This window comes from Streptomyces sp. NPDC005423, from assembly GCF_040606415.1.
Classification (GTDB): Bacteria; Actinomycetota; Actinomycetes; order Streptomycetales; family Streptomycetaceae; genus Streptomyces.
Genome location: NZ_JBEXET010000012.1, coordinates 59,541 through 84,214 on the forward strand (window position 1 = coordinate 59,541; position 24,674 = coordinate 84,214).

Sequence of the window (24,674 nt, forward strand, 5' to 3'; positions counted from 1 at the left end):
ATGATCCACTCGGGGTTCGAACAGTGTGCGATTCAATAGTTCGAGTGATTTCGGGTGGTTTCGCCGCCGTACCCACGCGGAGTGTGATGCGCGCCGGTCCCCGAAACTCGCCGGAAAAGCGGTGGCGGGCGCCCGTAGGCTGGACGGCATGACCACGACGGGGGAAGAGCACGCCGCGGGCCTCTGTGGGCCGTGGTGGTGGGCCAGGTGGCGCAGCGCCGCGCTCGACGGGGGGCTCGCCTTCCTGTCGGCGGTGGAGTGCGGGGCGGAGGGGATCCCGTTCGCCCAGGACGCGGGGATTCCGCCCGCGGTGGGGATCGTTTTCGGCGTGCTGGCCGGCTCGGTGCTGTTGATCCGCCGCAGATGGCCGATCGCCGTCGTGCTCGTCTCGATCGCCATCACCCCGGCCCAGATGGGCTTCCTGATGGGGATCGTCGGCCTCTACACCCTGGCGGCGGCCGAGTTGCCGCGCCGGATCATCGTCGCGCTCGCCGGCATGGCGCTGGTCGGGACGCTCATCGTCTCCTTCGTCCGCGTGCAGCAGGACATGAACCGGGGTGATCTGACCCTCGGCGACTGGTTCGTGCCGTTCGCCTCCATCACCACCTCGCTCGGACTGACCGCGCCCCCGCTCCTCCTCGGGCTCTACGTGGGCGCCCGGCGCCGGCTGATGGAGAGCCTGCGCGAGCGTGCCGACAGTCTCGAACGGGAGCTGCAACTGCTCGCCGAGCGCGCGGAGGAGCGCGCGGAGTGGGCGCGCGGCGAGGAACGGACCCGGATCGCCCGGGAGATGCACGACGTCGTCGCGCACCGGGTGAGCCTGATGGTCGTCCACGCCGCCGCCCTCCAGGCCGTGGCCCGCAAGGACCCGGAGAAAGCGGTGCGGAACGCCGCCCTGGTCGGGGACATGGGCCGGCAGGCCCTCACCGAGCTGCGGGAGATGCTGGGGGTGTTGCGCAGCGGGGACGGCGCGCGGCGGCCCGCCCCGGTGCCGCTCGTCGCGGTCAAGGTGGCCGCCGCTGCCGCCGCCTCGCGGGTCGCCGAGGGGGAGAGCGAGGGGCCCTGTCTCTCCGAACTGGACGAGCTGGTCGGGCAGTCGGCCGCCGCGGGCATGGTCGTGGACCTGTCCGTGGAGGGCACGGTACGGCCCTACCCGGCGGAGATCGAGCAGACCGCCTACCGGGTCGTCCAGGAGGCGCTGACCAACGTCCACAAGCACGCGGCGGGCGCGAAGACCCACGTACGGCTCGCGCACCGGATGGCGGAGCTCGCGATGCAGGTGGAGAACGGGCCGCCGCCCGAACCCGCCTCCGCGTCGGCGGCCCGGCTGCCGTCCGGCGGCAACGGCCTGCTGGGCATGAAGGAGCGGGTCCTCGCCCTGGGCGGCGTCTTCGTCTCCGGTCCCACGGAGGCGGGGGGCTTCCGGGTGTCGGCGGTCATCCCGGCGACCGTGTAGCACTCGTAGCGCCGTCTGCCGACTGCCGATCGCCAACTGCCGTCTGCTCCCGCGCAGTTCCGGCTCCCGGGCCCTCCGTTCACGGTCCGCCGCTCCCGGCCCCGGGCCCCCGTTTCCCGCCCGTCAGCTCGCCGTCAGCCGTACCGGCTCTATGCCGCCGACGAGGGCCGCGAGGGCCTGGTCGATGTCGGCGCCGAGGTACCAGTCGCCTGTGTGGTCGAGGGCGTAGACCCGGCCCTCGGAGTCGATGGCGAGCAGCGACCGGGTGTCGGACTCCTCGCCCAGTGGGCTGACCTCGCGGTCCAGGGCGCGGCCGAGGTCGCCGAGGGTGCGGGCCAGGTGCAGGCCGTGCAGCGGGTCGAGGTGCAGCGCGGCGGGGGCGACCTGGCGGCCGGGTCCGGGCGGGGCGAGCCGCAGTCCGCCGAACTCGGCCCAGGCCTCCACGGCGGCCGGGAACACGGCGTGCCGGTGTCCGGCCGGAGAGGCGTGTTCGCGCAGGGTGTCCGCCCAGATCTCGGCCTGCTTTATGTCCCAGCGCCCGGGGAGCCAGCCGGCGGCGCGCAGCGCGGCGTCGACGGGTACGGAGAAACGCGTGGTGGAGGTGCGGTCGGGGTGCATCTGCCCTTCGTTCGTTCAGGTCATGAGCGGGCGCCGGTGGTGGCCGCCGTGGTGCTTGTCGAGGGATACGTTGGGCGGGGCGCCGATGTTCGCGCGGCGCCCGGGCCGGGGTGGGAGCGGTTCTGGGAGTGGGGTCAGCCGTCCGTCGTCGTCGGGTCGACCACGCGGACGCCGAAGTGGGCGCTGAGGGCCGCGCAGGCACGGCACGGCGCGGCGAAGCTGCCGTGCAGCGGGTCGCCGTCCTCCCGGATCCGGCGGGCGGTGAGCTTGGCCTGCTTCAGGGCTTTGCGGGCCTCGCCGTTGGTCATCGGTTTGCGGGCGGCCCGCTTGCTGCGCGCGGCGTCGGCGGTGGCGATGTGCCGGGAGATGAGGATCACCTCGGCGCAGCGCCCGGTGAAGCGGTCCCGCTGGGCGCTGGTGAGCGTGTCCAGGAAGTCCTGGACGAGCGGGTGCAGGGCCGGGGCCTGGTCGCCGCGGGCCGCCGTGCCGGTGAGGGTGGCGCCGCGCACCGAGAGCGCGGCGGCGACGGTGGGGAGTATGCCGTCGCGGCGGTGCAGGAGTACCGGGACGTGGGCTTCCGCGGTGGCGCTCCAGCCGATCCGTGGGTCGCCGGACCTGCCCGTGTGCGGTCCCGTCTGCGTCGCGTTCATCATCGTCATCCCCTCCTGCGCATCCCCCGGCGGGACACAGAGTGCCAAATGCCGTGGCCCGTGCGGAAGCTGGGGCGTCCCGACACGCCCGGGCTTCGGCTGCCTGTCACGGTGGGGTGACGGCTGGTCACCGGAAGCGGAGGGCCGTGGACCGCTGCCGGTGACCGGTGTCGCCGTACCGCATAGGCTGTCGGCACCGCGTTCCACGCGGTCGTCGCGTGGAGACGGTTCGGTACGGACGATGTACAGACGATACGGACGACACAGTCGATACGGAACGTAAAGAGGCCAATGACGGCCGATACGGGCCGTACTGAGTGCCGCAGGGGGCAACCGCCATGACGACAGGTCGGCTCGGGCTGGGGGAGCCTCCCAGCCCTCAGGCCGGGGGAGAAGCCGTGCCGCCGAACGCGGCCTACGCCGGGCAGGTCGTGCACTTCCCGGACCCGGTCCGGGCGGCCCGCCACCCGCGCGGGGTGCGGATGGACGAGCACGGTTACCCCGACTTCTCGCCCTACGCGCGCGCCGCGGCCGAGATCGCCGAGCCGCCGGAGGGTTTCGGCGTCGACGAACTGCGGCTGACGGACTACGTGTCGGCCAACGCGGCCCTCGCCGCGACCGGCCACGAACTGTGGGACACCGTGCCCGCGGTCGCGACCCCGCACGGCTGGACCTGGCACCACGTGGCCGGCGGTCGCCGCCTCGAACTGGTCCCGGTCGACGTGAAGGCGCTGCTGCGCCACCACGGCGGCATCGCCACGTCCGGGGTCGACCACGGCAAGCGGGGCACCCGGCCGCTCCAGGAGACCCGGCCCGCCCACTTCGGGCTGCCGAAGTCGGCGGTGGCGGTGACCGAGGCGCAGGTGCAGGGCGTCGAGGAGGACCTGGGTTACCGGCTGCCGGGCGCCTACCGGTCGTTCCTGAAGGCGGCCGGCGGCTGCGCGCCGGCCGGCACCGCGCTCGACGCGGAACTGGGTCTCCTCATCGACCAGCCGTTCTTCACGGTGCGCGACGAGGCGGCCATAAACGACCTGGTGTACGTCAACAAGTGCCTGCGCGACCACCTCACAAAGGATTACCTCGCCGTCGGCTTCGTCCAGGGCGGCCTGCTCGCGGTGAAGGTGCGCGGCGAGCGGATCGGCTCGGTCTGGTTCTGCGCCTACGACGACGCCCGCGACGTCGATCCCTCGTGGGCGCCGGCCGACCGCGTGGCGCGGCTGCTGCTGCCGGCCGGGGACGACTTCGACGAGTTCCTGGCCCGACTGGCGGGCAGCCCGCCGGAGTTGGAGACGGTGGCGAACCTGATGGTGGACGGCGGGTTCGCGCGATCGGTGCCGGTGTCGACGGCGTCTTCGGCTTCGACGGCGTCTTCGGCGTCTTCGGTGGGGGAGTGAACTGGACGATGGTGACCTTCGCGCAGGCGCAGGAGCGCGCCGAGGAGTGGATCAACGGGGACGTGCCGTCGTATCAGCACCGTGAGGTGCGGGTGCGGGAGTTCGACCTCGGCTTCGTCGTCTGGGCCGAGGACCGCGCCGACGTTCCGCGTTCCGACGGCGGCGCGCAGCGGCTGGTGATCGCCCGGGACAGCGGGGAGGCCACGCTCTGGCCCGCGCTGCCGGTGGGCGAGGTCGTGCGCCGCTACGAGGAGGAGTACGGCGGTCCGGACGAGGTGCAGGACGCGGTGCCGGCGGCTCCCGCCCGGGTGGACCTCAACCAGACGTCGTTCCTGCTGAGTCCGCCGGAGTGGTTGCAGGAGGCGGCCGACAAGCTGGGTATTCCGGACCGGCGGGACGCGGCCCCGGCCGCCGCCGCTGCCGAAGTCCCCGCGCCGCGCGACGCGTTGCCCCGGACGCAGGCGGGGGTGCCCGGTGCCGGTGCGTCCTGGCCGCCCGCCGGCGGGAGCGACGACACCGGCGCGGAGCCGGCCGCGGGAGCGCCCGCCGGGGCGCCGAGCGCGCCGGCCGCGCCCGCCGGGGCCACGCCGTGGGCGGGGACGGACACCAACGGCGACGCCGGTGACGACCGTTCGGTACCGCTGCCCGCGACGGTCTTCGCGCCGCCGCTCGGTGACCGCGACGAGGACGCCCCGGCGGACGCCAGAACCGAACTGATCCCCGGCGGCAGCCAGTTGGGCCGTACGACGGTGGCCCCGGCGCTCGACGGCGCCGGACGCGCCGACCTCCCCGAGCGGTCCGACGCCCGGGGAGTGACCGACGGCACGCCCCCGCCGCCTCCGCCTGCTGCTCCGCAGGGCGCCCCGCAGTACGGGTACCCGAACAACTCCGGTGCGGTGGGCGGCCCTTCGGGTAGTACGCCGCCGCCTCCGCCGGGCGGTCCGCGGGGCGCGGGTGCGCCGGGGACTCCGCCGCCTGCCGCTCCGCGATACGGGTACCCGGACAACTTCGCTGCGCCTAACGGCCCTTCGGGTAGTACGCCGCCGTCTCCGCCTGCTGCTCCGCAGTACGGGTACCCGCAGAACTCCGGTGCGGTGGGCGCCGGTTCGGGCGGTACGCCGCCGTCCCCGCCCGCCGCTCCGCGGCCCGGGTACCCGCAGGGGAGCACCCCGCCGCCGCCCCCGCCGGGCGGCCCGCAGTACGGCCATCCGCAGGGCGCGGGTGCGCCGGGGACTCCGCCGCCGCCCGCTCCGCCCTCCTACGGCTATCCCCAGGGGCCGCCCGCCGGCTCGAACCCGCCTCAGCCGCCCGCCGGACCCGGTGCGCCGGCGCGGTCGCTCGCGCCCAACGCCGGGGACATCGCCGACGCCGCGACGAGCAAGGCCGCGCCGCCGGCGCGCCGGGCGCGCGGCGCCGGGGCGAGCGTGCCGCCGCCTCCGCCGGGCGCCCCGGGTGCGCCGGGCGCGCGGCCGGGCGGCACACCGCCGCCCCCGCCGCCCCCGCCGGGCGGCTACGTACCGACGCAACTCGTCTCCGCGCTCGGCCCGGACGGGCCGCCCCCGCCGGCCGGTCCGGCGGGTCAGGCCGGTCCTGGGGTTCCGCCGCCGCCGGGCGCGCCGAACGGGCCCGGTGCGCCGTACACCCCCGGCGGTCCGCCGCCGGGCGGTGTCCACCACGCCGAGACCATGTTCGCCGGACCGGGTCCCGGCCCCGCCGCGCCGGGCGCACCGGGCGTTCCGCCCGCGCCCGGGACCGTCCACCACGCGGAGACCATGCTGGCGGGGCCGCCGGCCGCTGGGCCCGCGGTGCCCGTGCCGCCGCGGGCGCCGGGTGTTCCGCCGGGCATGCCGCCGGGAGTCGCGCCGGGCGCGATGCCCCCGCCGGGTGCGACGCCGCCGCCTCCGGGCCAGCCGGTGCCCGGGCAGCAGCCCCCGGCGTACGGGTATCCGCAGCAGGGTCTGCCCACCGTGGGCCCCGGCTACCAGGCCGTGCTGCGCTACCGCGCGCCGGACGGGTCCGAGCAGCAGGTGATCCGGCGTTCCGCGCCGGGCACCCCGCACCCGGAGTGGCAGATCTTCCACGAGCTGCGCGGCATGAACATCCCGCCGGATCAAGTGCTGGAACTGCACACGGAGTTGGAGTCGTGCGAGTTGCCGGGTGCCTACTGCGCCCGGATGATCCGCGAGCAGTGGCCGCAGGCCCGCATCACGAGCATCGCGCCGTACGGCACCGATCACGCGAGCCGGCAGCAGGGCATGCAGGAACTCCTCGCGCACCAGGGCGAGTTGCACCAGGTGGCGGACGGTCCCGCGCGGCTCGCGCCGGTCCGTGCGCCGTTGCCGCCGGTGCATCCGATGCCGCCGGTTCCGCCGGAGGGCATCGCGCAGGAACTGGCGGGCGCCTTCGGTCCGAGGGTCTTCCGGTTCGAGCAGGCGGCCGTGTCCCGGCAGGGCGTGCCGCCGGTGGTGGCGCACACCCTGGTGGTGGCGGGGCTGCCGATGGACATGGGCCCGTTCTTCTGGGCGCAGGCCCAGCCGGGCCGCCCGGTGCCGACGCTGGCCGAACTGGCGCAGGAGCGCGGGGTGCGGCCGGCCCCCGACGCGGGCTCGTACCTCGTCATGGGCAGCGACTTCGGCCGGGCGATCTGCGTGCAGTACGGCACGGCGAACATCGTGGCGGTGCCGGTGGAGGCGGGGCCGGGCGGCGGCTCCGTACCGCCGCAGTTCGTGAACACGGGGCTGCCCGAGTTCACGCGCTGCCTGGCGCTGCTCGGCCGGATGTGGCGGCTGCGGTTCGGGCTCAACCAGGAGCAGGCGGGCCGTTGGACCGTCGACTTCCAGGCCCAGCTGGCCGCGCTCGATCCGGCGGCGCTCGGTTCGCCGGAGAGCTGGTGGTCGGTGCTGCTGGAGCAGATGTGGGACGGGCTGCTGTGAGGCGGCCGACCTCCCGCTGACATCGGTGGGCAGAGGGGCCGGACCTGGTCGAGTGACCGGGTCCGGCCCTTTCCTGTGCGCACCCGTTCGCGAGATGACCGTGACGTGCACGCGGAGTGTCGGATTATGAACACTTCTGTCCGATACATCAGGATGTGCGCGAAATCATCAGATCGCGACCGTTCGGCGGAGAGGGGTTCCAGGTGAGCAGCGCGTCGGTGTCGTCACGCGGCTTCGTGGCAGTACGGGGGCGCGGATACCGCCCCGACCAGGTGGACGCGTACGCGGCGGCCCTCTCCCGGGACCGGGACGCCGCGTGGGAGCGGGCCGCCCGGCTGACCGTGCTGGCCAAGAACATGGGGGCGGAGGCCGAACGGTTGCGGGCGACGGTGGCCCGGCTCGCCCCGCAGACCTACGACACGCTCGGGGAGCGCGCCCAGCTGATCCTCCGGCTCGGCGAGGAGGAGGCCGCGGCCCTGCGGGAGGCCGCGCTGGACGCGGCGCGCGAGGAACGGGCGCGGGCCGAGGAACACGCCGCGACCCTGCTCCGGTCGGCGCGGGAAGCAGCGGACGCGGTCCGCGCGGAGGCCGAGGAACGCGCCCGCCGACGGCTTCTCGGGGCCCGCGCCGAAGCCGACGAGATCCGGATCGCCGCCCGGCGTGCGGTGAAGGAAGGGCGCACGGAGGCGCTCGGCGCGCTGCGTGAGGTGCGCGGGCGCACCGCCGCGATCGTCGACGACCGGGCCAGGGAGTACGCGGAACGTGTGGCCGCGTTCGAGCGCGAGGCCCGGGCGCGGGTCGCCGCGCTGGACGCGCGCGTCGCCGAACGGATGGCGCTGGCGGAAGCGGCGCTCGCCGAGGCGGCACGGTCCGTCGCCGACGGGGAGGCGTCGGCGGAGCGCCGGCAGGAGGAGGCGGAGGCCCGCGCCGCCGAACTCCTGGCGGAGGCCCGGCTGCGGGAGGAGCGGATCGCCCGGAACACCGAGCGGGTGCTGCGCGAGCACGGGGAGCGGTGGGACGACGTACGGGCGCACATGGACCACGTGCAGAACAGCCTGCTGACGCTCACCGGACGAGCACCGGCGGAGTAGGACACCGGCGCGGCGGAGGGCCTCGCGGCCGGAGGAAGGCGGGGGCGGAGCGGAGTGCCTGGCGGCCGGAGGGCGGCCCCGGTAAGGCGAACGGCCTCGGTGGAACGGGTGGCGCGGCGGAGCCAATGGCCGTGGGGGAGCGGAAGTTGGGGGCCGGAGGGCGGCCCCGGTGGAGCGGACGGCTTCGGCGGAGCGGACGGCGCGGTGGAGCGAATGGTCGCGTGGGAGCGGAAGTTGGGGGGCCGGAGGGCGGCCCCGGCGGAGTGGACGGACCCGGCGGAGCGGGCGGACTTGGGGGCCGAAGGAGGGCGGGGGCGGAGCGAACAGTGGCCTCGGCGGAGCGGGCGGCCTCGGCGGAGCGAATGGCCAGGGTGGAACGGACGAAGAGCCCCGGCGGAGTGAACGGCCGGGGCGGAGCGGCAGGTTGGGCGGTCGGAGGGCGGGTTTCCGGTTGCGTCTGACGTCGGGGGAGGGTGCGGCGTGGGTGCGCCCGGGGGTGGAGGCGACCCCGATGACGGCTCCACCCCGCGGTGGACATCCCCTAGGGGAGCCTCCGTACCCGGGCTCGGGGAGGGTTCGTACCGGCGGAGGACGAGATCTGCCGGTGGCGTCCTTAACCTGGCTTTATGCCGCTGGGGGGCGGCGGACCGAAACACAGAGGGTGGGGTTTTCCCCCGGGAAAGACTGCGCTGGGCACCAGCGCGCCGGACCCCCTCCCACGACGAGACTCATCGTCGTAACCAGAGCACGAGAACCACGTGAACCAGCGAACCGGTGGGGCGCCTCGCCCGATCCGGACGGACACCGGCACCCCACCGTGCCGGCCGACCTAGGAGACCTACGTGACATCGGCTGTGACCATTCCCAGGCACGGGGGCACTGGAGGGCGTACGGCCGTTGCCGCGCGAGCGCGGCAGGTCGTCAAGGCGTACGGCGCCGGGGAGACCCGCGTCGTCGCCCTCGACCATGTCGACGTGGACATCTCCCGCGGTCAGTTCACCGCGATCATGGGCCCCTCGGGGTCCGGCAAGTCCACGCTCATGCACTGCCTCGCCGGGCTCGACACCGTGACGTCCGGTCAGATCTACCTCGACGACACCGAGATCACCGGGCTGAAGGACAAGAAGCTCACCCAACTACGCCGGGACCGGATCGGCTTCATCTTCCAGGCGTACAACCTGCTGCCCACGCTCAGCGCGCTGGAGAACATCACGCTGCCGATGGACATAGCGGGCCGCAAGCCGGACAAGGGGTGGCTCGCCCAGGTCGTGGAGACGGTCGGGCTCGCGAGCCGGCTCAAGCACCGGCCCAACCAGCTCTCCGGCGGCCAGCAGCAACGCGTCGCCGTGGCAAGGGCGTTGGCGGCCCGGCCCGAGATCATCTTCGGTGACGAGCCGACCGGAAACCTCGACTCCCGTGCGGGCGCCGAGGTGTTGGGCTTCCTGCGCCGCTCGGTCGACGACCTCGGCCAGACCATCGTGATGGTCACCCACGACCCGGTGGCCGCCTCGTACGCGGACCGGGTGCTCTATCTCGCCGACGGCCGGATCGTCGACGAGATGTTCAAGCCCACCGCCGACACCGTGCTCGACCGGATGAAGGACTTCGACGCCCGGGGGCGCACCTCATGACCGTGCTGAAGACCTCGATGCGCAACTTCTTCGCGCACAAGGGCCGGATGGCCCTGTCGGCGACGGCCGTGCTGCTCTCGGTGGCGTTCGTGTGCGGCACCCTGGTGTTCACCGACACGATGAACACGACGTTCGACAAGCTCTTCGCGGCCACCGCCTCCGACGTCACGGTCATGCCGAAGGCGGCCAAGAGCGACGGCAGCACCCCGCAGAACGGACTGCCCGACTCCCTCCCGGCCTCCCTGCTCACCCGCACCCGAGCGGTGCCGGGAGTCAAGTCCGCGGCGGGCGCGGTCAGTTCGACGAACGTGACCGTCGTCGACAGCCACAACAAGAACATGGGCTCCTCGACCGGCGCGCCCACCATCGCCGGCAACTGGACCAGGAACGACCTGCGCGCGATGGAGATCACCTCCGGACACGCCCCGCGCGGGGCCGCCGAGGTGATGGTCGACGCCGACACCGCCGACAAGCACCACCTGAAGATGGGCGACGAACTGCGCACCATCGCGCAGACCGGTGACATCACCGCCAGGATCGTCGGCATCGCCACCTTCAAGGTGACCAACCCCGGCGCGGCCGTCGTCTACTTCGACACCGCCACCGCACAGCGCCAACTCCTCGGCGCCACTGGCCGGTTCAGCCAGGTCGACGTCACCGCCGCGAGCGGTGTCAGCGACGCGCGGCTGAAGCGGGAGGTCGCCGCCGCCCTCGGATCGACGTCGTACAAGATCCAGACCGCGAAGGAGAACGCCGACGAGAACCGCCAGGGCGTCGGCCAGTTCATGGACGTCATCAAGTACGCCATGCTCGGCTTCGCCGGGATCGCGTTCCTGGTGGGCATCTTCCTGATCATCAACACCTTCTCGATGCTGGTCGCCCAGCGCACCCGCGAGATCGGCCTGATGCGGGCGATCGGCTCCTCCCGCAAGCAGGTCAACCGCTCGGTGCTGGTCGAGGCGACGCTGCTCGGTGTCCTCGGCTCGGTCCTCGGGGTCGGCGCCGGCGTCGGCATCGCGATCGGGCTGATGAAGATCATGAGCGCGGCCGGCATGGACCTGTCCACCCGGGACCTCACTGTCAAGGCGACCACCCCGGTCGCCGGTGTGCTGCTCGGCGTGATCGTCACCGTCCTGGCCGCCTATCTGCCGGCCCGCCGCGCCGGCAAGATCTCCCCTATGGCCGCACTGCGCGACGCTGGTACGCCGGCCGACGGCAGGGCCGGCTGGGTGCGGGCCCTCATCGGCCTGGTGCTGACCGGCGCCGGCGCGGCGGCCCTGATCGCCGCCGCCACGGCCAAGAAGGCGACCGACGGTTCGCTGGTCCTCGGCGCCGGAGTGGTGCTCACCCTGATCGGGTTCGTCATCATCGGCCCGCTGCTGGCCGGCGGAGTGGTCCGGGTGCTCAGCGCGGTGCTGCTGCGGGCCTTCGGTCCGGTGGGGCGCATGGCCGAGCGCAACGCGCTCCGCAACCCCAGGCGTACGGGAGCCACCGGTGCGGCCCTGATGATCGGCCTGGCCCTGGTCGCCTGCCTCTCGGTGGTCGGTTCCTCGATGGTCGCCTCGGCGACGAGCGAGCTGGACAGGTCGGTCGGCGCCGACTACATCGTCCAGGGCACCCAGCGGATCGTGCCCCAGGCCGAGAAGGCGATGGAGCACAGCCCGGGCCTCGCCCACGTCACCCGCTACAAGGACATCGAGGCCACGCTGACCTCGCCCGACGGACAGAAGGACACCGAGGGCCTCACGGCCGCGGACCCGTCCTACGCCCAGGACCTGCGCCGCGTCACCACCGCGGGCGACCTCTCCGCCGCCTACGGCACCGGCGCGATGTCGGTCGGCTCCAAGTACGCCAAGAAGCACGGCGTCCACGTCGGCACCACGCTCTCCGTCGCCTTCAAGGGCGGCTCGACCGCCCGGCTCAAGGTCGCGGCGATCACCGACGACGACGTCGCCATCGACCAGAACGCCCGCTACATCAGCATCGCGACGATGGCGAAGTACCTGCCCGCGAGCAAGGTCCCGCCCAACGTGATCATGTTCGCCAAGGCCAAGGACGGCCAGCAGAAGCAGGCGTACGCGGCCCTGAAGAAGTCCATGGAGCCCTACCCGCAGTACCAGGTGCGCGACCAGACCGACTACAAGCAGGAACTCAAGGATCAGATCGGCCAGCTCCTGAACATGGTCTACGGCCTCCTCGCCCTCGCCATCATCGTCGCCGTCCTCGGTGTGGTGAACACCCTCGCCCTCTCCGTCGTCGAACGCACCCGCGAGATCGGCCTCATGCGGGCGATCGGCCTCTCCCGCCGCCAGCTGCGCCGCATGATCCGCCTGGAGTCGGTGGTGATCGCCCTCTTCGGCGCCCTCCTCGGCCTCGGCCTGGGCATGGGCTGGGGCGCCACCGCCCAGAAACTCCTCGCCCTGGAGGGCCTCAAGGTCCTGGAGATCCCCTGGGCGACGATCATCGCCGTCTTCATCGGCTCGGCCTTCGTGGGCCTCTTCGCCGCCCTGATCCCGGCGTTCCGGGCGGGCCGGATGAACGTACTGAACGCGATCGCGACCGAATAACCATCCCCTACGGGGGAGCGGGCCCGGCACCGAGGAGTCACGGGGGACTCCTTGGCGCCGGGCCCGTTGTGGTGCGGGCGGCGGCTCTGGAGGCGGGGGGTACGTCCCGAGGCGGCCGTACGCCAGTGGGAGGCGGCCTTGCTCCTGCGGGGCGGCCGTACGTCCGTGTGAGGCGGCCGTACGGTCGGTCGGGGGCGGCCCTGCGGCCGTCCGACGGCGGCCACCGGGAAGCCGGCGGTGTCCGCGGCCCTCGCCGCGGGGGTACCGCACCGGCGTTGTCCACAGCCCCGGCGCGTGGCAGCGCGCCGACGTACGCTGGAGACCCCCGGCCCACCACCCGTGTCGGGCCCTTCGCGTTGCCCACCCCCCTCGGACGGAAGCACCCCTCCATGAGCTTGCACGGTCTGCTCGACGCCGTCGTCAAGGACACCGCCCTCGCCGAAGCGACCAAGACGGCCGCCGACGGCAACCGCATGCACGTCGATCTGGTCGGTCCCCCCGCGGCCCGCCCCTTCGCCGTCGCCGCGCTCGCCCGGGAGACCGGCCGCACCGTCCTGGCGGTGACCGCGACCGGCCGGGAAGCCGAGGACCTGACGGCCGCCCTGCGCTCGCTGCTCCCCTCGGACGGCGTCGTGGAGTACCCCTCCTGGGAGACGCTCCCGCACGAGCGCCTCAGCCCGCGCAGCGACACCGTGGGCCGCCGCCTCGCGGTACTGCGCCGCCTCGCCCACCCCACCGACGACGACCCGGAGACGGGCCCGGTCTCGGTCGTCGTGGCGCCCGTGCGTTCCGTACTCCAGCCGCAGGTCAAGGGTCTGGGCGACCTGGAGCCCGTCGCCCTCAGAACCGGTCGGTCCGCTGACCTGAACGCGGTCGTCGACGCCCTCGGCGCCGCCGCCTACGCGCGCGTCGAACTGGTCGAGAAGCGCGGCGAGTTCGCCGTACGCGGCGGCATCCTGGACGTGTTCCCGCCCACCGAGGAACACCCCCTGCGTATCGAGTTCTGGGGCGACGACGTAGAGGAGATCCGCTACTTCAAGGTCGCCGACCAGCGCTCCCTGGAGGTCGCCGAACACGGGCTGTGGGCACCCCCCTGCCGTGAACTCCTGCTGACGGCGGACGTGCGCGCCCGCGCGCGTGCCCTGGCCGAGCTCCACCCGGAGCTGGGCGAACTCCTCGGCAAGATCGGCGAGGGCATCGCCGTGGAGGGCATGGAGTCCCTGGCCCCGGTCCTCGTCGACGACATGGAACTGCTCCTCGACGTGCTGCCCCAGGGCGCGATGACCGTCGTGTGCGACCCGGAGCGGGTCCGTACCCGCGCCGCCGATCTCGTCGCCACCTCGCAGGAGTTCCTCCAGGCCTCGTGGGCGGCCACCGCAGGCGGCGGCGAGGCCCCCATCGACGTCGGCGCGGCCTCCCTGTGGGCCATCGCGGACGTCCGGGACCGGGCGCGCGAACTGGGCATGATGTGGTGGTCGGTGTCGCCGTTCGCGGCCGACGAGGAACTCGCGGACACCGATGCCGCGGACGCGGCGGGCGACACCCTGAAGCTCGGTATGCATGCCCCCGACACCTACCGGGGCGACACCGCGAAGGCCCTCGCCGACACCAAGGGCTGGCTCGCCGACGGCTGGCGCACGGTCTTCGTCACCGAGGCCCACGGCCCCGCCGCCCGCACCGTCGAGGTTCTCGGCGGCGAGGGCGTCGCCGCCCGCCTCGCGACCGACCTCGGCACCATCGCCCCGTCCGTCGTCCATGTCGCCTGCGGCTCGATCGACTACGGCTTCGTCGACACGGAGCTGAAGCTCGCCGTCCTCACCGAGACCGACCTCTCCGGGCAGAAGGCGGCCGGCAAGGACGGCGTCCGCATGCCCGCCCGCCGCCGTAAGACGATCGACCCCCTCACCCTGGAGGCGGGCGACTACATCGTCCACGAGCAGCACGGCGTCGGCCGCTACATCGAGATGGTGCAGCGCACCGTCCAGAGCGCCACCCGCGAGTACCTGGTCGTCGAGTACGCCCCCGCCAAGCGCGGCCAGCCCGGCGACCGCCTCTACATCCCCACCGACCAGCTGGAGCAGATCACCAAGTACGTCGGCGGCGAGGCCCCCACCCTGCACCGGCTGGGCGGCGCCGACTGGACCAAGACCAAGGCGCGCGCCAAGAAGGCCGTCAAGGAGATCGCCGCCGACCTGATCAAGCTCTACAGCGCGCGCATGGCCGCCCCCGGACACGCCTTCGGCGCGGACACGCCCTGGCAGCGCGAGCTGGAGGACGCCTTCCCGTACGTGGAGACCCCCGACCAGCTGACCACCATCGCCGAGGTCAAGGAGGACATGGAGAAGTCGGTCCCGATGGACCGGCTGGTCTGCGGCGACGTCGGCTACGGCAAGACCGAGATCGCCGTCCGCGCCGCCTTCAAGGCCGTCCAGGACGGCAAACAGGTCGCGGTCCTCGTCCCGACCACTCTGTTGGTGCAGCAGCACTTCGGGACGTTCAGCGAGCGCTACGCCCAATTCCCGGTCAACGTACGGGCGTTGAGTCGCTTCCAGACCGAGACGGAGGCGAAGGCGGTCCTGGAGGGCCTGCGTGAGGGCTCCGTCGACCTCGTCATCGGCACCCACCGGCTGTTCTCCTCCGAGACCAGGTTCAAGGACCTCGGCCTGGTCATCGTCGACGAGGAACAGCGCTTCGGCGTCGAGCACAAGGAGCAGCTGAAGAAGCTGCGCGCCAACGTGGACGTCCTCACCATGTCCGCCACCCCGATCCCCCGGACCCTGGAGATGGCGGTGACCGGCATCCGTGAGATGTCGACGATCACCACCCCGCCGGAGGAGCGGCACCCGGTGCTGACCTTCGTCGGCCCCTACGAGGAGAGGCAGATCGGCGCCGCCATCCGCCGCGAACTCCTGCGCGAGGGCCAGGTCTTCTACATTCACAACCGGGTCGAGTCGATCGACCGCGCGACGGCCCGCCTCCGTGAGATCGTCCCGGAGGCCCGCATCGCCACCGCCCACGGCCAGATGTCCGAACAGGCCCTGGAACAGGTCGTCGTGGACTTCTGGGAGAAGCGGTTCGACGTCCTGGTGTCGACCACGATCGTCGAGTCGGGCATCGACATCTCCAACGCCAACACTCTCATCGTGGAGCGCGGCGACAACTTCGGTCTCTCCCAGCTCCACCAGTTGCGCGGCCGGGTCGGGCGCGGCCGGGAGCGCGGTTACGCCTACTTCCTCTACCCGCCGGAGAAGCCCCTGACGGAGACGGCCCACGAGCGCCTCGCCACCATCGCCCAGCACACCGAGATGGGCGCGGGCATGTACGTGGCGATGAAGGACCTGGAGATCCGCGGCGCCGGAAACCTGCTCGGCGGCGAACAGTCCGGCCACATCGCGGGCGTCGGCTTCGACCTCTACGTCCGTATGGTCGGCGAGGCCGTGGCGGACTACCGCGCCTCCCTGGAGGGCGGTGTCGAGGAGGAGCCGCCCCTGGAGGTCAGGATCGAACTCCCCGTCGACGCCCACGTCCCGCACGAGTACGCCCCCGGCGAGCGGCTCCGCCTCCAGGCCTACCGCTCCATCGCCTCCGCCACCACGGAGGAGGACATCAGGGCCGTACGGGAGGAACTCGTCGACCGCTACGGCAAGTTGCCCGAACCCGTGGAGAACCTGTTGCTGGTGGCCGGGCTGCGGATGCTGGCCCGCTCCTGCGAGGTCGGAGACATCCTCCTGCAAGGCGCCAACATCCGTTTCGCACCGGTGGAGTTGCGCGAGTCGCAGGAGCTGCGGCTCAAGCGCCTCTACCCCGGCACGGTCATCAAGCCCACCGCACACCAACTGCTGGTGCCGCGCCCGAAGACCGCGAAGGTCGGCGGAAAGCCGCTTGTCGGGCGGGAGTTGCTCGGCTGGGTGGGCGAGTTCCTGACGTCCATCATGGGGTCGTAGGGGTCGTAGGGGTCCAGGGGTCCAGGGGTCCAGGGGTCCAGGGGTCCTGGGGTCCTGGGGTCCTGGGGTGTTGGGGTGTTGGGGTCCTGGGGTCCTGGGGTGTTGGGCTTCCGGGAGTTCCGGAGGTCGGCCTTGCCATGATCGGGTCGTAGCAGGGAAGGAGCCGTTCGTGGCGGGTGTCTCCGCGCGGGCGGCTTCTGTCGTGACACGGGCTCGTGTCCTGACGGGGGTTGTCCTGGCCGGTGTTCGGATCCCGACAGGGGACTCGGGTCTCAACAAGGTCTCGATACAGCCTGGTTGTGACTGATGCCGTATTGGCCCCCTATGGGCCGGACCGCTCCGCCGCTACCGTGTGCACCAGGCACAATCCGCTCCCAGGTGGGCGGACCGGGCGAGCAAGGGGAGGGGCGCACCGTGACGCGTCTGAAGGGCGGGGCGGTCATCGCCGTCCTGATCGTGTGCACCGTCACCGGCTGCAAGAGCGACCTCGGCGGATCGTCCGGCACCGCCGGGACGACCGGCGCGGCCGGCGGAGGCGGCACCGGAGGCGGAGCGGCACTCACCGCGGCGGAGGCCCTGCCCGTCAAGGGCCGGGCGCCGAAGACCGGTTACTCAAGGGAACGGTTCGGCACGGCCTGGGCCGACACCGACTCCAACAGCTGTGACACCCGCGACGACATCCTCAAACGGGACCTGAAAGACGTGAAGTTCAGCGACGGCGACTGCAAGGTGTCGTACGGCGTGCTGAAGCCGGACCCGTACTCCGGCGACGACGTCACCTACCGGCGCGGCGCCAGCCTCGTCGACATCGACCACCTCGTCGCCCTCTCCGACGCCTGGCAGAAGGGCGCCAAGTACTGGGACGCGAGCAAGCGCATAGCGCTCGCCAACGACCCGCTCAACCTGCTGGCCGTCGACGCCAGCGCCAACCGCGGCAAGGGCGACGGTGACACGGCCACCTGGCTGCCGGACGACAAGGCGTACCGGTGCACGTACGTCGCCCACCAGGTCGCCGTGAAGAAGAAGTACGGCCTCTGGGTCACCGCCGCCGAGAAGGCCGCCATGAAGAAGGCCCTCTCCAACTGCCCGGACCAGGCCCTCCCCACGGGCGGCAACCCGACCGACGCACCGGCACGCTTCCACGCGAACTGAGGCCGCCGACGGCGGATTGCCGACGGCGGGTTGACGGTGGCGTTTTGAGGACGGCGTTTTGAGGACGGCGGGCGGACGGGGGCCGCGGATGGCGGTGCGGGCCGGCGAGGAATGGGGACGGGACGCGTCACGCGAGCGCCGCGCCCCCGCAAGCCTGCTCAGCTGTCAGCTGCTCAGCGCGTCCAGATCGACGATCTTGCCGGCCGGCTTCTGCGCGGGAACGGGCTTGTCGTAGTCGCTGAAGGTCAGCGTCCCCGGGTCCTTGGCGGCCAGACTGTCGACCCGCAGCAGATACGGCTTGCCCTGGGTCGCGACGTAGAGCGTGTAACCGTCCTTGCCGTCCTTCTCGTGCAGGACGACCACCGGCGCTCCGCCGACCGTGGTCGTCTTCCCGCGCGTCGTGCCCGAGTTGTCGTCGGCGGCGCCGCCCAGCAGAGCATTCAGGTCACAGAAGCCGGCGATGTCCTTGGCGTCCTTGCCCTTCGCGGACATCTTGGTCCACTTGCCGGCCAGCATGGAAACGGCCGCGTCGGTGTCCGACTTGGACTCGCCCTTGCTCTGCGCGCGCAGGAACGCCTCGTCGTACTTCAGGTAGACGGTCTCCCCGGTCTTGATGAGGTCGGCCTTCCCCTGGCCGTCCATGCTCATCGTGCCGGCGCACTCGCCCTTCTTGTTCACGGCCATGTCGATCGCGATCGTGCCGCTGCTCTCGTCGTCACGCATGTCGCCCTTCACCCGGAGCGACGACGCCCCGGTGGTGGCCGTCGTGGACCGATCGGCGATCTCCTCTCCGGTCAGTCCGGCGAACGGACCCTTCGGTTTGCTGTCCACCTCGTCCTGGCCGGGCAGGCAGCCGGTGAGCCCTGTGGCGGCCGCGGCGACCAGGCAGACGGCGGCAAGTGCGGTGCGACGCATGACAGTTCCTAGGTGAGTGAGGTGGTGAGTGGAGTGGTGGTCTGTTGTGGGGTGTGAAGGTCTGCGGCACGCGGGGTCTGGCGCGCGGGGGGGGGGGTACGGCCCTTGAAAATGTGTTACACATGCCGGATTTGTGACACACGAATCCGGCATGAGGTGCGCGTCATCCCGCGACGGCGACGGCGACGGCGACGGCGACGGCGTGGGCGTGCGCCAAGGTCGGTGTGGAGGCGGAGCCGGAAGCGGTGACGCGTACGGCATGCCGCGACGGCGATGGTGCGGCGACGCGAACGTCAGCCGGCGTTCCTGCGGTCCGTGCAGCCGAACGTCCTGAGGCAGACGTCCCCGGTGTCGACCGTTCCGACGGCCGTACCGGTCACGCAGCCGATCGCGGACAGCACATCCTCACGCCCGGCGTCGGCGACGCGTGCCCGTAACGGCAGTAGTCATCCGTGTCGCGGTGAACCGGTAGGAGCCGGAGACGAAGTCGGCGTCCCGGTCGCGGCACCGCCGCTCCCCGTGCCGCCGCTCCCCGCACCGCGCCCGCTCCCCGTGTCGCCGCCGCTCGCCGTACTGCCGGCGCCGCCGACGGTCCCCGCGCCGCCGGTGCTCCCCGTACTGCCGGTGGTGCCGGCGTTCGCCGACACGACCCCGATGACGACGACCCCCACGACGGCACTGAACGCCAACTTCCCCTTCATGCCCATGGCTTGGTCCCCTCCCCCATGCGGCGACCGCCCCCCACAGGTGGCCGCTCGTTCCCGAGGTCAATGACACCAGACCCTGTGAACCGAGTCAACACGATTCACCCGAAGGTCTATGTACACGGCTGTGAAGGGTTGTATCACGCCCACGTCGGTATGCTCACCGTCACACACGCGACGAGGGGAGTGGGGCGCATGCAGGACAACGCGACGGAGGTGACCGCCGCCGGCATCGCGCGGCTCGCCGGTGTCGGCCGCGCCGCCGTAAGCAACTGGCGCCGTCGCCACCCCGACTTCCCCAAGCCGGTCGGCGGCACCGAGACCAGCCCCTCTTTCGCCCTCGCCGAGGTCGAGGCCTGGCTGCGCGGTCAGGGCAAACTCGCCAGGGTCCCGCTCCGCGAGCGCGTCTGGCAACACCTCGTGGGCCACCCCGAAGGCCCGGTCGCCGCGCTGGTGCAGACGGGCTGTGTCCTGCTGCTCATCCACGAACGCCCCACCGTCTGGCTCGACGTGAGCGCCGGCTCCGACGAACGCCTGGCCGCGATGCTGCCCGGAGCGCTGGAGCGGGTGATCGTGCCGCGCTTCGGCGGAGCGCGTGAGCGGCGGGCCGACAGGGGACGAAACGCGCGGGACGTTCGGACCGCGAGTGTGAACAGTGCAACTGGTGTGAACGGTCGGTCCGCTGTACACGAGCCGCAGGGCGGTAACGAGCCGTGGGGCGGAGAAAGGATGCGGGACGGAACAGGTCCGCAGGCTGTGAACACCCCGGGTGCGGTTCACACGCCGGACGCCGCTCACGCGCCGACAGCTGTGAACACCTCGACCTCCGCACAACCGACCGCCAACACAAACCCCGCGTTCGCTGTGAACTCCGATCGCGGTGTGAACTCGACACCAGGCGCGCGCTCTGTCTCACCTGTGAACCCCGCGCCGGGCGTCAACTCCGTACCGCCTCCGCCTGTGAACTCGGCGCAGGGCGTGAACTCCGCCCCGCCGACGCACTCCGCCCCGGGCGTGAACTCCGCACCGCCTGTGAACTCTGCCCCGGCTGTGAATCCCGCACCGGCCGCGAACTCCGCCCCACCTGTGAACCCCGCCCCACCCGTGAACCTCGGGTCACCCGTACACACCCGCCCGTCCGCGCACACCCCGCCGCCCACACACACCCGCCCCACCGTGAACCCCGCCCCCACCCCCCACAGCCCCCCCGCCGTTCACACCCCCACCGGCCCCGAGCTCCTGCCCTCCGTCGCTCTCCTGCGCGGCGCCGCCGAGTTGGCGGCGGAGCTGGGCGCCCGGCAGACGTTCGAGTTTCTGCTCGGGCGGCAACTCGACGCCAATCCGCGCCAGTACACGCTGACTCCCCCCGAACTTGCCCACCTCATGGCCGAGTTGGCCGGACCCGCCCGTACCGTGCTGGACCCGGCCTGTGGCACCGGCGCGTTGCTGCGGGCCGTCGTGGCACGGCCGGAGCAGGAGTTGTACGCCCAGGACGACGCCCCCGAACTCGCCGCGCTCACCGCGCTCCGGCTGGCGCTGCACGCGCGGGTCACCGTGCGCGGGGCGACGGGGGACACGTTGCGGGCCGACGCGTATCCGGCGCTGCGGGCGGACGCCGTGCTGTGCCATCCGCCGTTCAACGAGCGCAACTGGGGACACGACGAACTCGCCTACGACCCCCGCTGGGAGTACGGATTCCCGGCCCGCAACGAGTCCGAACTGGCGTGGGTGCAACACGCGTTGGCGCGGCTCCGGGAGGGCGGCACCGCCGTGTTGCTGATGCCGCCGGCCGCGGCGTCGCGCCGTTCCGGGCGGCGGATCCGGGCTGACCTGTTGCGGCGCGGCGCGCTGCGCGCGGTGGTCGCGCTGCCGGTCGGGGCGGCGCCGCCGTACAACATCCCGCTGCACCTGTGGGTGCTGCGGCGGCCGGAGAGGGCGCCCGCCCAGCCCGAGGTGCTGCTCGTGGACACCGGGCGGTTCGCGACCGAGGGGCGGGGCGGCCCCGACTGGCGGGCGGTGCGGGACGCGGTGCTCGACGCGTGGCGGGCGTTCGACCGGGCGGGGCGGATGGAGGAGCGGCCGGGGCTGGCGCGTTCGGTGCCGGTCATCGAACTGCTCGACGAAGACGTGGACTTGGCCCCGGCCCGCAGTCTCCCGCCCGCCGCTGCGGCCGACGGCGCGGACCAGCTCGCGGCCGTACGGGAGCGGCTCGGTGAGACGCTCCGGCTGACCGCCGACCTCACCCCGCCCGCCGCCGCCGGGCCTTCCGCCGATCCGGCGCTCCCCGCACACCGGCCGCTCACCACGGTCGGTGAACTCGCGCGCGGGGGCGCCCTGGTGATGCGTACCGGTGGTACCGGCGGAACCCGCGGCCACGCGCGCGTGCCCGTCCTCACCGACCACGACGTCCTCGCCGGCACGGCACCCTCCGGGACGCTTCCCGAGAGCGAGGAGGAAGCCGTCCGCACCGAGCCCGGCGATGTCGTGGTCCCGGTGCTCGGGGGCGGCTCGATGGCCAGGGTGATCGACGAGGCCACCGCGGGAGCCGTCCTGGGACGCAACCTGGTGCTGCTGCGCCCCGATCCGGCGGCGCTGGACCCGTGGTTCCTCGCCGGGTTCCTGCGCGGCACCGCCAACCACCGCCAGGCCAGCAGCTACGCGTCCACCGCCACCCGGCTCGACGTGCGCCGCCTTCAGTTGCCCCGGCTGCCACCCGCCGAACAGCGGCGCTACGGCGCCCGGTTCCGCGCCCTCGACGACTTCGAACGGGCGTTGCGGCAGGCCGGCCGGCTCGGCGAACAGCTCGTCCGCGGCATGTACGACGGCCTGACGGACGGGACTCTCGCGCCGGATCCCGAGTAGGGCCCGGCCTCTCGACCCCGAGTAGGGCCCAGCCCTCCGACCCCGAGTAGGGACCCCCACCCGGCGTCCGGAAGGTCGCACGGCCACGGCCCGGGAACTCCCGCGGCCGACACCCGGAAGGTCCCGCTCCGCCCGTACCGGTGGGCACCTGCGACGTCACGGGGCGGGCCGGCCGGAGTGATCCGCACGACAACGGTTCGGTACATCCCGGGACCGCTCGTCGGTGTCGGCCTATACGCTCGACGCGACAACAGGGCGACCGGCGTTGCCCAAACCCCCCGGGGAGCGCGTCGGTCGCCAGCCCGTACGCCCTTTTCAGGCATCAGGAGCAGCCATGTACGGCCACGGCTACACGCAGCCGGTGAAACCGCCGCCGCCCGCCGGGCTGCTGGTCCTCCTGCGTGTGCTGTTCTTGGGGATCGCGGTGTTCAGCATCGGGTTCATGGCCTGGGCGCCGCTGCTGCGGCTGGCCATCGTGACCCGCAAGTCCCTGGACTGGGGCCTGTTCGTGGCGGCGATGGCGGCCGATGTGCTCAGCATCGTGCTGCTCGGTTCCGAGCCCGGCGAGGACGTCCGCACGGCGGGCGGCTACCTGGGCATCACCCTGCTGCTGGGCACGCTGGCCGTGGGGAGCGTGTACTACCTGGCGGCGGACATCCGTCACTTCCATCAACTGCGGTACCCCGCCTACCCGGTGGGGCAGCCCCGGGCGGCGGCCTACGGCTACCCGCAGGCGCCGACCCCGGTCCCGGCGCCGTACACCGCGCCGAACCCGCGGCAGACGCCGCCCCCGATGCCCCGCACCCCCGCCCCGCAGCCGCCGGCGAACACCCCGCCCCCGCGCCCGCCGCAGCGCCCCGCGCCCGCCCGGATCGACCAGGTGCGGGCCGAACTCGACGAGCTGAGCGACTATCTGCGCAAGCACGACGAGGGCGGCAGGTGAGCGTGACGGCGGTGACGGAGGGACGGGTCGTCGCGGACCGCTACGAACTCTCCACCCTCGTCGGCCAGGGCGGCATGGGCCAGGTCTGGACGGCGTACGACCGGCGCCTCGACCGGCGGGTGGCGGTGAAACTGCTGCGCCCCGACAAGGTGGCCGGCCAGGAGGCCGACGAACTGCGCCGCCGCTTCGTACGCGAGTGCCGGGTGACCGCGCAGGTCGACCACCCCGGTCTCGTCACCGTGCACGACGCGGGCAGCGAGGGGGAGGAACTGTTCCTCGTCATGCAGTACGTCGACGGCGCCGACCTCTCCGACCACCTCGCCGAGCACGACCCCTACCCGTGGCAGTGGGCGGTCGCGGTCGCCGCGCAACTGTGCGCCGTGCTGAGCGCCGTGCACGCCGTGCCGATCGTGCACCGGGACCTCAAGCCGCGCAACGTGATGGTGAAGCAGGACGGCACGGTCACCGTCCTCGACCTCGGTGTCGCCTCCGTGATGGACACCGACACGACCCGCCTCACGCACACCGGTTCGCCCATCGGCTCCCCCGCCTACATGGCGCCCGAGCAGGCGATGGGCGGCGCGGTCGGCCCGTACACGGACCTGTACGCGCTCGGGGTGCTGCTGCACGAACTGCTCAGCGGGGACGTGCCGTTCTCGGGTTCGACGGCGCTCGGCGTGCTGCACCGGCATCTGTACGAGCCGCCGGTGCCGGTGCGCCGGCTGCGCCCCGAGGTGCCCGAGGCCCTGGAGGCGGTGGTGCTGCGACTGCTCGCCAAGGACCCGCAGCACCGGCCCGCCTCCGCGCAGGAGGTCTACGAGCACCTGGCGCTGCTGCTGCCCGCGCGCGGGATACCCAGCGGGGCGCCTCTGGACCCCACGCGCCCGTTCCTGCGCCCGCACGCTCCCTGGCCGGACCGGGCACGGACGCCCGCGCCCCAGCCCGCCCCCCTCGCACCGGCCGCCGAGCGGCCCGATGTGGCCGGCGCGGTGGACGAGGTGAAGCGACTGCTCGGCGAGGGCCGTATCACCCAGGCCGTCGACATCCTCGGCGCGATCCTGCCCGCCGCCGCCGAACAGCACGGTGCGCACTCCCCGGTGGTGCGCACCCTGCGCAAGCAGTACGCGGCCACGCTCATGGACGACGGCCAGTACCGGCGCGCACTGCCCGAACTGCGCCGCCTCGCCGACGAACGCGCCGCCGAGGCGGGCCAGGCCGACCCGCAGTCCCTGCGCTACCGCTACGAGGCCGCCCAGTGCCTGGAGCAGCTCGGCGAACCCGCGGCGGCGCTCGCGGAGTACCGGGCCCTGCTGCCGTACTACGAGAACCAGTACGTGGCCGGCGACCCCGAACTCGCCCACGAGGTCCGCCGCCGCATCGGCCACCTCCTGCTCGCGCTCGGCGACCGGGGCGCGGCCCGCGAGACACTCGGCCGCCTCCTGCTCGACGTGGAGCGCGCGCACGGCCCGGGCCACCCGCTCGCGACGGACATCCGGCGGACGCTGGAATGGCTGGGGCAGGTCCGCGGCTAGCACCCGACCGGCCCGCTCACGACCAGGCACAGCCCCCACCGGCCACAGACACGATCAAGTACGGCTCACCACCTCCGACTCCAACTCGGACTCCAACTCCAACTCCAACTCCGACTTCAACTCCCGCTCCAGCGCCAGGCGGTCGACCGGCGGTCACACGTTCACCGCGGACCGCGACGCGCGGACCGCTCCGGTGGCCCCACCGGCTGAGCCCGGGGACGCGAGCCCAGGGACGCGAGCCCAGGGACGCGGGGCGGTGCCCGAAGTCCCGGTGAATCGTTG

The 24,674-nt window shown here is 72.9% G+C and carries 14 protein-coding genes; 11 read left to right on the plus strand and 3 right to left on the minus strand.

Annotated elements, in window-relative coordinates; translation table 11 throughout:
* Positions 1-148 precede the first annotated feature (148 nt).
* The gene (locus tag ABZT12_RS15730; RefSeq protein ID WP_356383442.1) at positions 149-1,456 is read left to right on the plus strand and encodes a histidine kinase; all 1,308 of its coding nucleotides are present in this window, start codon (positions 149-151) and stop codon (positions 1,454-1,456) included.
* A gap of 123 nt (positions 1,457-1,579) precedes the next feature.
* Here ABZT12_RS15730 and ABZT12_RS15735 read toward each other — a convergent pair whose 3' ends face one another.
* Positions 1,580-2,074, minus strand: coding sequence for an SUKH-3 domain-containing protein (locus ABZT12_RS15735; RefSeq protein WP_356383445.1), 495 nt, complete (start codon positions 2,072-2,074; stop codon positions 1,580-1,582).
* Positions 2,075-2,208: 134 nt separating this feature from the next.
* On the minus strand, positions 2,209-2,733 hold the full coding sequence (locus ABZT12_RS15740; protein ID WP_356383448.1) for a YwqJ-related putative deaminase: 525 nt from the start codon (positions 2,731-2,733) through the stop codon (positions 2,209-2,211).
* A 329-nt stretch (positions 2,734-3,062) separates the two neighbouring features.
* On the opposite strand from ABZT12_RS15740, the gene ABZT12_RS15745 reads away from it, so the two are divergent.
* The 7 genes from ABZT12_RS15745 to ABZT12_RS15775 all read left to right on the plus strand — a co-directional run bounded on the left by ABZT12_RS15745 (position 3,063) and on the right by ABZT12_RS15775 (position 17,436).
* A complete protein-coding gene (locus tag ABZT12_RS15745) occupies positions 3,063-4,118 on the plus strand; it encodes an SMI1/KNR4 family protein (RefSeq protein ID WP_356383451.1) in 1,056 nt (351 codons plus the stop codon).
* An 8-nt stretch (positions 4,119-4,126) separates the two neighbouring features.
* Positions 4,127-7,051, plus strand: coding sequence for an SUKH-4 family immunity protein (locus ABZT12_RS15750; RefSeq protein ID WP_356383705.1), 2,925 nt, complete (start codon positions 4,127-4,129; stop codon positions 7,049-7,051).
* Positions 7,052-7,254: 203 nt separating this feature from the next.
* Positions 7,255-8,142 (plus strand): cellulose-binding protein, encoded by an 888-nt coding sequence (locus ABZT12_RS15755; RefSeq protein ID WP_356383454.1) that lies wholly within the window; start codon positions 7,255-7,257, stop codon positions 8,140-8,142.
* 842 nt (positions 8,143-8,984) lie between these two features.
* Positions 8,985-9,773 (plus strand): ABC transporter ATP-binding protein, encoded by a 789-nt coding sequence (locus ABZT12_RS15760; protein WP_356383457.1) that lies wholly within the window; start codon positions 8,985-8,987, stop codon positions 9,771-9,773.
* Entirely contained in the window at positions 9,770-12,340 is a 2,571-nt protein-coding gene (locus tag ABZT12_RS15765) for an FtsX-like permease family protein (RefSeq protein ID WP_356383461.1), read from the plus strand. The genes ABZT12_RS15760 and ABZT12_RS15765 overlap by 4 nt, the downstream gene beginning before the upstream one ends.
* 389 nt (positions 12,341-12,729) lie before the next feature.
* Positions 12,730-16,284: a transcription-repair coupling factor gene (gene mfd / locus ABZT12_RS15770; RefSeq protein WP_356383464.1), complete on the plus strand. Its 3,555-nt coding sequence runs from the start codon at positions 12,730-12,732 to the stop codon at positions 16,282-16,284.
* Between the two features lie 414 nt (positions 16,285-16,698).
* The gene (locus ABZT12_RS15775) at positions 16,699-17,436 is read left to right on the plus strand and encodes an HNH endonuclease family protein (protein ID WP_356383467.1); all 738 of its coding nucleotides are present in this window, start codon (positions 16,699-16,701) and stop codon (positions 17,434-17,436) included.
* A gap of 165 nt (positions 17,437-17,601) precedes the next feature.
* Here ABZT12_RS15775 and ABZT12_RS15780 read toward each other — a convergent pair whose 3' ends face one another.
* On the minus strand, positions 17,602-18,351 hold the full coding sequence (locus tag ABZT12_RS15780) for a hypothetical protein (protein WP_356383470.1): 750 nt from the start codon (positions 18,349-18,351) through the stop codon (positions 17,602-17,604).
* 899 nt (positions 18,352-19,250) lie between these two features.
* Between ABZT12_RS15780 and ABZT12_RS15785 the strand changes: the two genes are divergently transcribed.
* The 3 genes from ABZT12_RS15785 (at position 19,251) to ABZT12_RS15795 (ending at position 24,392) form a co-directional block, all read left to right on the plus strand.
* Complete coding sequence (locus tag ABZT12_RS15785) at positions 19,251-21,917, plus strand: N-6 DNA methylase (protein WP_356383473.1); 2,667 nt, start codon at positions 19,251-19,253, stop codon at positions 21,915-21,917.
* Positions 21,918-22,251: 334 nt separating this feature from the next.
* Positions 22,252-22,860, plus strand: a complete 609-nt coding sequence (locus ABZT12_RS15790; protein ID WP_356383476.1) for a hypothetical protein — start codon at positions 22,252-22,254, stop codon at positions 22,858-22,860.
* Positions 22,861-22,871: 11 nt separating this feature from the next.
* Positions 22,872-24,392: a protein kinase gene (locus ABZT12_RS15795; protein ID WP_356383479.1), complete on the plus strand. Its 1,521-nt coding sequence runs from the start codon at positions 22,872-22,874 to the stop codon at positions 24,390-24,392.
* The last annotated feature ends 282 nt before the right edge of the window (positions 24,393-24,674 follow it).

Coding starts and splice junctions, on each gene's coding strand:
- ABZT12_RS15745 (WP_356383451.1), top strand. CDS start 3,063: ATGACGACAGGTCGGCTCGGGCTGGGGGAGCCTCCCAGCCCTCAGGCC.
- ABZT12_RS15790 (WP_356383476.1), top strand. CDS start 22,252: ATGTACGGCCACGGCTACACGCAGCCGGTGAAACCGCCGCCGCCCGCC.
- ABZT12_RS15735 (WP_356383445.1), bottom strand. CDS start 2,074: ATGCACCCCGACCGCACCTCCACCACGCGTTTCTCCGTACCCGTCGAC.
- ABZT12_RS15780 (WP_356383470.1), bottom strand. CDS start 18,351: ATGCGTCGCACCGCACTTGCCGCCGTCTGCCTGGTCGCCGCGGCCGCC.
- ABZT12_RS15785 (WP_356383473.1), top strand. CDS start 19,251: ATGCAGGACAACGCGACGGAGGTGACCGCCGCCGGCATCGCGCGGCTC.
- ABZT12_RS15765 (WP_356383461.1), top strand. CDS start 9,770: ATGACCGTGCTGAAGACCTCGATGCGCAACTTCTTCGCGCACAAGGGC.
- mfd (WP_356383464.1), top strand. CDS start 12,730: ATGAGCTTGCACGGTCTGCTCGACGCCGTCGTCAAGGACACCGCCCTC.
- ABZT12_RS15750 (WP_356383705.1), top strand. CDS start 4,127: ATGGTGACCTTCGCGCAGGCGCAGGAGCGCGCCGAGGAGTGGATCAAC.
- ABZT12_RS15740 (WP_356383448.1), bottom strand. CDS start 2,733: ATGACGATGATGAACGCGACGCAGACGGGACCGCACACGGGCAGGTCC.
- ABZT12_RS15730 (WP_356383442.1), top strand. CDS start 149: ATGACCACGACGGGGGAAGAGCACGCCGCGGGCCTCTGTGGGCCGTGG.